This is a genomic window from Bradyrhizobium sp. AS23.2 (assembly GCF_001908185.1).
Classification (GTDB): domain Bacteria; phylum Pseudomonadota; class Alphaproteobacteria; order Rhizobiales; family Xanthobacteraceae; genus Bradyrhizobium.
Genome location: NZ_LGHM01000156.1, coordinates 50,292 through 60,789 on the forward strand (window position 1 = coordinate 50,292; position 10,498 = coordinate 60,789).

9 protein-coding genes are annotated in these 10,498 nt (G+C 64.7%); 5 read left to right on the forward strand and 4 right to left on the reverse strand.

The features are described from left to right. Positions 1-23: 23 nt before the first annotated feature. Positions 24-1,373, reverse strand: coding sequence for an NADP-specific glutamate dehydrogenase (gdhA, locus tag AC630_RS31285; RefSeq protein ID WP_074122326.1), 1,350 nt, complete (start codon positions 1,371-1,373; stop codon positions 24-26). Between the two features lie 71 nt (positions 1,374-1,444). Then, the gene (tlpA, locus tag AC630_RS31290) at positions 1,445-2,104 is read right to left on the reverse strand and encodes a thiol:disulfide interchange protein TlpA (protein WP_074122327.1); all 660 of its coding nucleotides are present in this window, start codon (positions 2,102-2,104) and stop codon (positions 1,445-1,447) included. Positions 2,105-2,242: 138 nt separating this feature from the next. Here tlpA and argH point away from each other — a divergent pair, with 138 nt between their 5' ends. From argH to lysA, 3 genes are all read left to right on the forward strand, one after another. Then, the gene (gene argH, locus AC630_RS31295) at positions 2,243-3,640 is read left to right on the forward strand and encodes an argininosuccinate lyase (RefSeq protein ID WP_074122312.1); all 1,398 of its coding nucleotides are present in this window, start codon (positions 2,243-2,245) and stop codon (positions 3,638-3,640) included. Positions 3,641-3,734: 94 nt separating this feature from the next. Then, positions 3,735-4,025, forward strand: coding sequence for an LPS translocon maturation chaperone LptM (lptM, locus tag AC630_RS31300; protein WP_074122313.1), 291 nt, complete (start codon positions 3,735-3,737; stop codon positions 4,023-4,025). A gap of 23 nt (positions 4,026-4,048) precedes the next feature. Next, positions 4,049-5,314 carry a diaminopimelate decarboxylase gene (gene lysA / locus AC630_RS31305; protein WP_074122314.1) on the forward strand — a complete coding sequence of 422 codons (1,266 nt, stop codon included), beginning with the start codon at positions 4,049-4,051 and terminating at the stop codon, positions 5,312-5,314. 189 nt (positions 5,315-5,503) lie between these two features. Here the strand turns inward: lysA and AC630_RS31310 are convergent, their stop codons facing one another. Both AC630_RS31310 and AC630_RS31315 read right to left on the reverse strand, forming a co-directional pair. Next, positions 5,504-6,412, reverse strand: coding sequence for an NAD(P)-dependent oxidoreductase (locus AC630_RS31310; protein WP_074122315.1), 909 nt, complete (start codon positions 6,410-6,412; stop codon positions 5,504-5,506). Positions 6,413-6,634: 222 nt separating this feature from the next. Next, positions 6,635-7,018: a carboxymuconolactone decarboxylase family protein gene (locus AC630_RS31315; protein WP_014491654.1), complete on the reverse strand. Its 384-nt coding sequence runs from the start codon at positions 7,016-7,018 to the stop codon at positions 6,635-6,637. Positions 7,019-7,198: 180 nt separating this feature from the next. Between AC630_RS31315 and AC630_RS31320 the strand changes: the two genes are divergently transcribed. Together AC630_RS31320 and AC630_RS31325 are read left to right on the forward strand one after the other, a co-directional pair. Next, positions 7,199-9,130 carry a TIGR02302 family protein gene (locus AC630_RS31320; protein ID WP_074122316.1) on the forward strand — a complete coding sequence of 644 codons (1,932 nt, stop codon included), beginning with the start codon at positions 7,199-7,201 and terminating at the stop codon, positions 9,128-9,130. Then, positions 9,118-10,266, forward strand: coding sequence for a DUF4175 family protein (locus tag AC630_RS31325; RefSeq protein ID WP_074122317.1), 1,149 nt, complete (start codon positions 9,118-9,120; stop codon positions 10,264-10,266). Before AC630_RS31320 ends, AC630_RS31325 begins: the two co-directional genes overlap by 13 nt. Positions 10,267-10,498 lie beyond the last annotated feature (232 nt).

The following is a 10,498-nucleotide window of genomic DNA, read 5'->3' on the forward strand; positions in this document are numbered from 1 at the left end:
CAGCGGGGTGAAAGCACGCGATCTCAGATCACGCCGAGCGCCTCCATCGCTTCCGCAACGCGAACGAAGCTAGCGATGTTCGCACCCAGGACATAGTCGCCCGGTGCGCCGTAGTCGGCGGCGGTCTCGGCACAGCGATCGTGAATATTGCGCATGATGTCGGCGAGGCGCGCTTCGGTCTGCTCGAACGTCCAGCTGTCGCGCGATGCGTTCTGCTGCATTTCCAGCGCCGAGGTGGCAACCCCGCCGGCATTGGCGGCTTTGCCAGGCCCGAACAGAATGCCAGCTTCCTGAAAGGCGCGCACTGCGTCGGGCGTGCACGGCATGTTGGCGCCCTCACCGACGGCAACAACGCCGTTGCGGATCAGTGTCAGCGCATCCTTTCCAGTCAGCTCGTTTTGCGTGGCAGAGGGGATCGCGACTTCGCACGGGACGTCCCAGATCGAGCCTCCCTCGATATAGTGCACGCCGGCCTTCTTCAGGTGGGCATATTGGGAAATGCGCTCACGTCGAACTTCCTTGATCTTCTTGACGAGCGCAATGTCGATGCCGCGCTCGTCGACGACGTATCCGTTCGAATCCGAGCAGGCCACGACCTTGCCGCCGAACTCGGCAATCTTCTCCATCGCATAGATCGCGACGTTGCCCGAGCCGGAGACCACGACGCGACGACCGTCGAAGGATTGCGCTTTCGTCCCCAGCATGCTCTGCACGAAATACGTCGCTCCATAGCCGGTCGCTTCCGTGCGGGCGCGGGAACCGCCATAGACGAGCCCCTTGCCGGTCAGAACACCCGCTTCATAGCGGTTGGTCAGCCGCTTGTACTGCCCGAACATGAAACCGATCTCGCGACCGCCCACGCCGATATCTCCGGCCGGAACGTCGACATATTCGCCGATGTGACGGTGAAGCTCGGTCATGAAGGACTGGCAGAATCGCATGATTTCGCCGTCAGAGCGCCCGCGCGGGTTGAAGTCGGATCCGCCCTTGCCGCCGCCGATCGGCATGCCGGTCAGCGCGTTCTTGAACGTCTGCTCGAAGCCAAGAAATTTGATGATGCCGACGTTCACGGACGGGTGGAAGCGCAGTCCGCCCTTGTAGGGGCCGAGCGCCGAGTTGAACTGCACCCTGAAGCCGCGATTGATGCGAACCTGCCCCTTGTCGTCCACCCAGGGCACGCGAAAGATGATCTGCCGCTCCGGCTCACAGAGCCGCTCGATCAGGGCACTGTTGGCGTAGCGTGGATGCTTGGCCACCACGCGGCCGAGACTTCCGAGCACCTCCTTGACGGCCTGATGGAATTCTTCCTCGCCCGCGTTTCTGTGCAGCACCTCCGTAAGGATAGGCTCGAGCTTTTCGTCAATATGAACCACGATTTTCGCATTCCCCAATCTTGAAAGATCGGGAGCGGTCCTAGCCCAATCCTTGTGCAATCGTCTAGAAATTAGCCGCGGCCGGGCCCACGGCCCCCCCGGATCAGCTTGAGCGCATCCTCGCTCGCCCATTCGGCGGGGCCGGCAATGGTTGCGATTTCGCAGCCCTGCGGGTCGACCAGCACCGAGGTTGGCATGCCCAGCGCCCGGCCTATGGCCTTAAGATCCTGAAAAACCTTGGCTTTCTGGTCGTTGAAATAGCCGAGCCGGGTCAGATTGGCCTCTTTCAGGAACGTCCTGGGCTTTTCGGGATCGCGGGTGTCGATGTTGATCGCCACCACCTCGAAATTGGGACCCGCAAGCTTGCCCCGGAGCTCGTCCAGCGCCGGCATTTCCTTGCGGCAGGGCACGCACCAGGTGGCCCAGAGGTTCACCAGCAGCGTCTTGCCTCGGAAATCGGACAGCTTCCTCGGCTTGCCGTCGGCGTCCTCGAAGGTGAGGTCGGGCAGCTTCAAAGGGGCGCTCGCCATGGTCAGCGCCGCCAGCTCGCCGTGGGCGAGCGGGGCGATCTTCTGCGCCGTCGCCACCGCGGCCTTGCAGGCCGGATCGCCGGATGGGGCCCGGCTCAGGCCCAGGCCATACAGCGCGGCGAAGCCGGCCAGCCCTCCGACCGCCACGGTGGCGATGACGATGGGGATCCGGCGCGTGGCGGAGGGCTTCTTGTCGAGCATATCGTTTGTCATCCGGTCGCAGATATGGCTATCAGGGGCCTCTTAATACGGCTGGCGGCGGCCAGCAAACGTGCGGCAGGGCCGCGCAGCGACGAAAAAGGCCGCTAGCAGCCACAGGCAAGGCGTGAGCAGGGGATCATGAGCAACAAGATGTGGGGCGGCCGGTTCTCGGAACGTCCCGATGAGATCATGGAAGAGATCAACGTCTCCATCGACGTCGATCGTCACCTCTTTGCCCAGGACATTGCCGCGTCCAAGGCCCACGCCGCGATGCTTGCCAGCCAGGGCATCATCACGGCCTCTGATGCGAAAAATATCGGCAAGGGTCTAGACACGATTTTGTCAGAGATCGGCAAGGGCGGCTTCACGTTCAAGCGTGCGCTCGAAGATATCCATATGAACGTCGAGAGCCGTCTGTCCGAGCTGATCGGGCCGGCCGCCGGCCGCCTGCACACCGCGCGCTCGCGCAACGACCAGGTCGCGACCGATTTTCGTCTGTTCGTCCGTGACGTCATCGATGAGACCGATGCGGCGCTCGCCGCGTTCCAGCAGGCGCTGGTCGATCGCGCGCTGGAGCATGCCGGAACTGTGATGCCGGGCTTCACGCATCTGCAGACCGCGCAGCCCGTCACCTTCGGCCATCACCTGCTCGCCTATGTCGAGATGGCCGCGCGCGATCGCGGCCGTTTCCAGGACGCGCGCAAGCGGCTCAATGAATCTCCGCTCGGCGCGGCCGCGCTCGCCGGCACCTCGTTCCCGATCGATCGTCATGCCACCGCGAAGGCGCTTGGTTTCGACCGCCCGATGGCGAATTCGCTCGATGCGGTCTCTGACCGCGACTTCGTGCTGGAAACCTTGTCGGCGGCCTCGATCTGCGCGGTGCACATGTCGCGCTTTGCCGAGGAGATCGTGATCTGGACCTCGCCGCTGGTCGGCCTCATCCGCCTCAGCGACAAGTTCACGACTGGCTCGTCGATCATGCCGCAGAAGCGCAATCCCGACGCCGCCGAGCTCGTGCGTGCCAAGACCGGCCGCGTCATCGGCGCGCTCAACGGGCTCCTGATCGTGATGAAGGGCCTGCCGCTCGCCTATCAAAAGGACATGCAGGAGGACAAGCAGGGCGCCATGGAGGGCTTTGCGGCGCTGTCGCTGGCGATCCGCGCCATGACCGGCATGGTCCGCGACCTCGCGCCCGACGAGGCCAGGATGAAGACGGCTGCCGGCGAGGGCTACGCCACCGCGACCGATCTCGCCGACTGGCTGGTGCGGACGCTGAAGATGCCGTTCCGCGAGGCGCACCACGTCACCGGCCGGATCGTGGCCAAGGCCGCGCAAGGCGGCGTGGCGCTGCACGAACTGCCGCTCAAGGACATGCAGGCGATCGAGCCGAAGATCACCAAGGACGTGCTCGGCGTGCTCTCGGTCGAATCGTCGGTGAAGAGCCGCACCAGCTTTGGCGGCACCGCGCCGAAGAATGTGGCGTCCCAGGCAAAGGCTTGGGCGAAGCGGCTGGAAAAAGAGCGAAAATTGGGCTGATGGCAAAAATTTCGCTTATGTTTCATGATCATCGGGCTCTCGCCAGAGCGCGCCAATCTCTGTATGGTGCGCCCCGCGTAGTGGGGATTTCGTCGTGACGTCAAAGTTTCGGCCGGCCGGCTCGGGGTGGGCCATCATTGTCCTTAGCCTGACGGCGCTTGCGCTTGCCGGCTGCGGCCGCAAGGGCCCGCTGGATTTGCCGCCGACCGCCTCCAGCGCCTCGACGGCCAATATCGCCGCGCCGACCGACACCGAGACCGAAGCCCAGAAGACGCCCAGCGTGTTCAATCCCACCTACGGTGCGGACGCCGCGCCCGCGGCGTCCAACGGCAAGAAAAAATCGTTTATTCTCGACCCGCTCCTGGACGAAAAGCCCAGCAGATAGGCTGGGGCAACTGAGCCAACGCCATGAACCATTTCGACTATCGCAACGGCGTGCTGCACGCCGAGGCGGTGAACCTGTCCGAGTTGGCCGCAACTGTCGGCACGCCGTTTTATTGCTATTCGACCGCGACGCTCGAGCGCCACTACCGCGTCTTCGCTGATGCCTTCGCCGGCGAGAAGGTCCTGGTCTGCTACGCCATGAAGGCGAACTCCAACCAGTCGGTGCTGCGCACGCTGGCCAAGCTCGGGGCCGGCGCCGACGTCGTCTCGGGCGGCGAATTGAAGCGCGCGCTGGCTGCGGGCATTCCCAGCAGCAAGATCGTGTTCTCCGGTGTCGGCAAGACCGAGGCCGAGCTGCGCGCCGCGCTCGCCGCCGACATCCTCTGTCTCAATATCGAATCCGAGCCCGAGTTGGAGTTGTTGTCGCGCCTCGCGACCGAAATGGGCAAGACCGCGCGCATCTCCGTGCGCGTCAATCCGGATGTCGATGCCGGCACGCACGCAAAGATCTCCACCGGCAAGTCCGAGAACAAGTTCGGCATCCCGATCGTGCATGCGCGCGAGGTCTATGCGCGCGCCGCGAAACTCCCGGGGATCAAGGTGACCGGTACCGACGTGCATATCGGCAGCCAGATCACCGACCTCTCCAAAATGGAGACAGCGTTCCGCATCCTCTCCGAATTCGTGCAGACGCTGCGCTCCGACGGCCACGATATCTCGCACGTCGATTTCGGCGGCGGCCTCGGTATTCCCTATTACATGGACCGCGAGGCCCCGCCCGCGCCCGACGCCTATGCCGCCATGGTCAAGCGCGTCAGCCACAATCTCGGCTGCACGCTGATGTTCGAGCCGGGCCGCATGATCGTCGGCAATGCCGGCATCCTCGTTGCCAAGGTCATTTATGTGAAGCACGGCGACGGCAAGAACTTCGTCATCATCGACGCCGCGATGAACGACCTTATCCGCCCGACGTTGTATGAGGCGCATCACGACATCCTGCCGGTGACGCAGCCTGCCGAGGGCGCGGCGACCATCATGGCCGACGTCGTCGGTCCGGTCTGCGAGACCGGCGACTATCTCGCCCTCGATCGCACGCTGCCGACGCCGAAGCCCGGCGATCTTCTCGCCATCATGACATCAGGCGCCTACGGCGCGGTGCAGGCCGGCACGTACAACACGAGGCCGCTGGTGCCCGAGGTGCTGGTGAAGGGTGACCAGTACGCCGTGGTGCGCCCGCGCATCGAGATCGAGCAGCTCATCGCGATGGACACGCCGGCACCGTGGCTGTGAACGGTTGAGGGGCGGTACAAGCGCGCCTCCTCCTCGGTGTCGTCCCCGCGAAGGCGGGGACCCATAACCCCAGGCTATAGTTGTTTGGCTAAGCTGTAACTCCGAGTCTCCGTAACCACGTCTTCCTGTGGTTATGGGTCCCGGGCTCGTGCCTCGCGCGCCCCGGGACGACGAGGAGAGTGTGGATCGCTACTTCCCCGCTAATCCGCCCGTCTTCCCGCCAACCACGACGCCCGCCTTCTTCTCGATCGGCTTGATCGCCGCGGTGAAATCGGAATCGGCGCCTTCAGCGCTGATCACGGTCTCCCACAACCGTCCGACCGCATCCGCGACCTCCATCGACAGGCCGAGCTGCTTCATCTCCTCCAGCGCCAGCCGCACGTCCTTGACCATCAGTCCCGTGGCGAAACCGAAATCGAAGCTGCGGGGCAGCACCGAGCGCGGAAACTTGTCGCGGCTTGCGGTGTTCATGCCGGAGCCGGCGTTGATGACGTCGATCATCACGGCGGGATCGAGCCCGGCTTTCACGCCCATCACGACGGCTTCCGACGTCGCCACGATCGCGGTGGCCGAGAGGAAATTGTTGGCGAGCTTCATGGTCTGCGCCGCGCCGGGTTTCTCGCCGATGAAGAACACCTTTCCGATCACGTCGAGCGCGGGCTTGAGAAGCTCGAACTCCGCCTTCGGCCCGGAGACCATGACCGCCAGCGTGCCTTTCTCCGCGCCGCCGACGCCGCCGGACACAGGGCAGTCGATTTGCACAATATTGCGCTTGGCGAGCAGGCCGTGAATTTTCGAGGCCATCGTCGATCCGACGGTGGAGAGATCGATGAAGCGCTTGGCGCGCTTGCCCTCGATCACGCCGTTCGCTCCCGTTGCGACTTCGAGCGAGGCCTGGAGCGATGGCAGGCTCGCCATCACCGTCTCGACCTGGTCGGCGACGTCCTTCGGTGATGTCGCAGCGGTGGCGCCGCGCGCCACCAGTCTGTCGACGACCTCCTTGCGCGTGTCGAACACGACGAGCTTATGCCCGGCCTCGATCAAGCGCCGCGCCATCGGGAAACCCATGTTTCCGAGGCCGATGAAACCGATGTCCATGGTGTTTCCTTGTGCTTGTTGTTGTGCGTGAGAGCAGAGTCACATTTTCCGCTCGTCGTCCCGGGGCATCGCGAAGCGATGAGCCCGGGACCCATATCTCCAGGGAGAAGTTGTTCGCGCGAAAGCGATCACTCCGAGTCCCGCTAACCACATCGGCCTGTGATTATGGGTCCCGGGCTCGCGCTCCGCGCGCCCCGGGACGACAGCGGAGGTTGCCGCCGCTCACGCCTTGCCGTCGATCTCCGCGAACACCTCGCGCGCGATCCTGAAACTGTCGACCGCGGCCGGCATGCCGCCATAGATCGCGACCTGCATCAGGATCTCGCGGATCTCGTCGCGGCTGACGCCGTTGGTGAGCGCACCCTTCAGATGCGCGCGGAATTCGTGCTGGCGGTTGAGGATCGCGATCATCGCGATGTTGAGCATGCTGCGGGTCTTGCGCGGCAGCTCCTCGCGGCCCCACACCGTGCCCCAGCAATATTCGTTGAGCATCTCCTGGAACGGACGGTTGAAGTCGTCGACGTTCTTCAGGGCGTTGTTGACATAGGCCTCGCCAAGCACCGCTTTGCGGACTTCCAGGCCCTTGTCGTGCATTTTCTTGTCCATGGCGTTTCCTTCATTTCCCTTGGGAATGGCGGCGCGGAAATTACGGGGTTGCGCACCGCCAGTCACGTCCTCGTGTTATGCGGGAAAAGGGGTGTCTCCCGTACAGGAACGGATGCCTCAGTGCTGCCGTTGTGATACGCTTCGTTCGACCGGGTAACTTCGGGTAACTTGGAGAGTTGATTGAACGGCGTCACCCCCGACCCGTCAGACCCGATCCGCGATGGCGACGCTCTGTCGCGGCTGAAGCTGGCGCAGGCCCTCAAGCGGGCCACTTATGCCATCGCGTGGGAGCGTGCCTGGCCGCATCTGGCGCGGCTGCTGACAGTTGTCGGCCTGTTCCTGGTGGTGTCCTGGGCGGGCCTCTGGCTGGCCGTGCCGTTCGTCGCTCGTGCTATCGGCCTCGTCGTTTTCGCCGGCATCGCGATTGCCGCCCTGTTCCCGTTGGTTCGCTTCCGCTGGCCGAGCCGCGAGGAGGCCCTGAGCCGACTCGACCATGGCTCCGGTATCCGTCACCGCCCGGCCACCACGCTCACGGACACGCTGACCTCGCGAGATCCGGTCGCGCAGGCTTTGTGGCAGGCGCAGCGCGAGCGCACGCTGGCCTCGATCAAACGCATCCGTGCCGGTCTGCCGCACCCGCGGATCGCTCTGCACGATCCCTGGGCGCTGCGTGCGCTGGTCATGGTGATGCTGGTTGCGACCTTCTTTGCTGCCGGCGATGAGCGCGCGATGCGGCTCGGGGCCGCCTTCGACTGGAACGGCGTGCTGGCGCCGGCGAATATTCGCGTCGACGCCTGGGTCACTCCGCCGCTCTACACCGGCAGGCCGCCGGTCATTCTGTCGGCGGCCAACAAGGAGGCCGCAGCGCTGCCCACCAGCGGCCCGCTTGCCGTTCCCGCCGGCTCGACCCTGATCGTGCGCTCCTCCGGCGGTAACCTGGATGTCGTGACCTCCGGCGGCCTCAAGGAGGTTGCCCCCACCGAGGCCACGCCCAAGGGCACCAACGAGAAGCATTTTGCCATCACCGGCGACGGCACCGCGCATGTCCGCGCGCCCTCCGGCCAGCCGCAATGGGCCTTCACTGCAACGCCGGACCGCGCGCCGACGATTGCGCTCGTCAAGGATCCCGAGCGCCAGGCACGCGGCGCGCTCCAGCTCTCCTACAAGATAGAGGACGATTACGGCGTCACCGGCGCCGATGCGCAAATCGGCCTGCGCCCGGCCAACGCCAAAGATGGCAATAAGGATGGCAGCAAGGACGCCGCGCGGCCGTTGTTCCAGCCGCCGCAGTTTCCGCTCGTGCTGCCGAACGCGCGCACCCGCAACGGCGTCGGCCAGACGGTGAAGGACCTCAGCGAGGACCCTTATGCCGGCGCTGACGTCACGCTGACGCTCGCTGCCAAGGACGAGGCCGGCAACGAGGCCAGGAGCGAACCCTTCAACATGCGCCTGCCCGAGCGGCTCTTCACGAACTCGCTTGCGCGCGCGCTGATCGAGCAGCGCCGCATCCTCGCGCTCGACGCCAACAAGAATTCCGACGTCTACGCCGCGCTCGACGCGCTGATGATCGCGCCCGAATTGTTCACGCCGGATGCCGGCTGCTATCTCGGCCTGCGCAGCCTGGCGCTCCAGCTCGAGGCTGCCCGCACCGACGACGCGCTGCGCGATGTGGTGGCGAGCATGTGGGCGTTCGCCGTCACCATCGAGGACGACGGTGTCGCCGGAAGTGTCAACGCCGCGCTGCGCTCGGCCCAGGACGCGCTCAAGCGGGCGCTGGAACGCGGCGCCAGCGAGGACGAGATCAGGGTGCTGACGCAAAAGCTGCGCGAGGCCATGGCTGGCAAGGTGCGCGATCTCGCCCGGCGCGCCGAGCAAAATCCGCTTGGACCTCGGCAGCCGTTCCCCGCGGAGGTCCAGCTCATTCTCGACAAGGCCGTCGAGCTGCGACAGAAGACCCAAAATGCTACGCCGGAGCAGCTCGAAGAGCTGGCGCAGCAGCAGGACGCATTGCGCTTGCAGCTGCAGGCCTATCGGAAATCGGCGAACAGCCGGGCGAAGGGGGGCGACGAGGGGGCCAACCAATTTACGCGAGACCGGAAATGCGGAAGCTAGGACGCGTGCCAGTCTTGAAGGCGATGTCGATCGCCTGTCTCGCCTTCCTGTTGGGAGGCTTCCCGGTCGTTCATGCCCAGCAGGATCAGGATCCTGATGCGCTGCTCGATAGCGCGGAAAAGGCGATGCAGGACTCCGGCGACAGCCTCAGGCAGAAGGAGTCCGGGCGAAGCCTGAACAATCAATCCGATGCGATTCAGAAGCTCGAGGAATACAAGCGCGCCACGGAAAGAAGCCAATCCTCCAATCGCGATCGTTCCGTCATCACGCAACGGGATCTGGACGATCTCCTGAAGCAGATCGAGAAGGCGGCGCGCGAAGGCAATCGCGAGGCGGCCCAGCGCATGCTCGAGCAGCTCGCGCAGATCATGGAAAATCTGCAGATGGCGCAGCCGGGGCAATCCGGCGAAAGCGAGATGGAGCAAGCGCTCAACGAGCTCAGCGACATGATCCGCAAGCAGCAGCAATTGCGCGACAGGACTTTCAAGCAAGGCCAGGACTCCCGGCGTGACCGCTCGCGCGGCAAGCAGCAGGGCGACCAGTCGATGTCGGACCTCCAGCAGGATCAGCAGGCGCTGCGCGACCGGCTGAAGAAGCTGCAGGACGAACTCGCCAAGCGCGGCCTCACGCAGAAGGGACAGAAGGGCCAGAAGCAGCAGGGGCAGAAAGGTCAGCAGGCCGACCAGGGACAGCCCGGCCAGGATGGCGATCAGGACGGCGACCAGGGCGACGACGATAGCAGCCTGGACACCGCAGACGGTGCGATGGGCGATGCCGGTTCGAAGCTCGGTGAGGGCAACGCGGACGGTGCCGTGGACTCGCAGGGGAAAGCTCTCGAGGCCTTGCGCAAGGGTGCGCAGAAGATGGCCGAGGCGATGCAGCAGGGCGATGGCGATGGGCAGGATGGTCCCGGCAATCGGGCCGGCCGCCAGCAGAGCGGCGGTAATCAGACCGATCCGCTCGGTCGGCCTCTTCACGGCCGCGAGTTCGGCGACGACTACACGGTCAAGATCCCCGGAGAGATCGACGCCCAGCGCGTCCGCCGCATCCTCGAAGAGCTGCGCCGCCGCCTCGGCGATACCTCGCGCCCGCAGATCGAGCTCGACTATATCGAGCGACTGCTCAAGGATTTTTGACACCACACTCAGTGTCATCGTCCGCCTTGTGCGCAGCGCACTGGGGCGGGCGATCCAGTATTCCAGAGACGGCGCTGATTGAACGAGAAGCCGCGGCGTACTGGATGCCCCGGTCAAGCCCACGGCTGTCCGGTTGAGCCATCAGCATAGGCTGAGGCTCAACTGTGACTGATCTTGAGGGATGGATTTCGGCTCGATCAGGGTTTGGATTGATCTGCGGTGCATGAGGTTG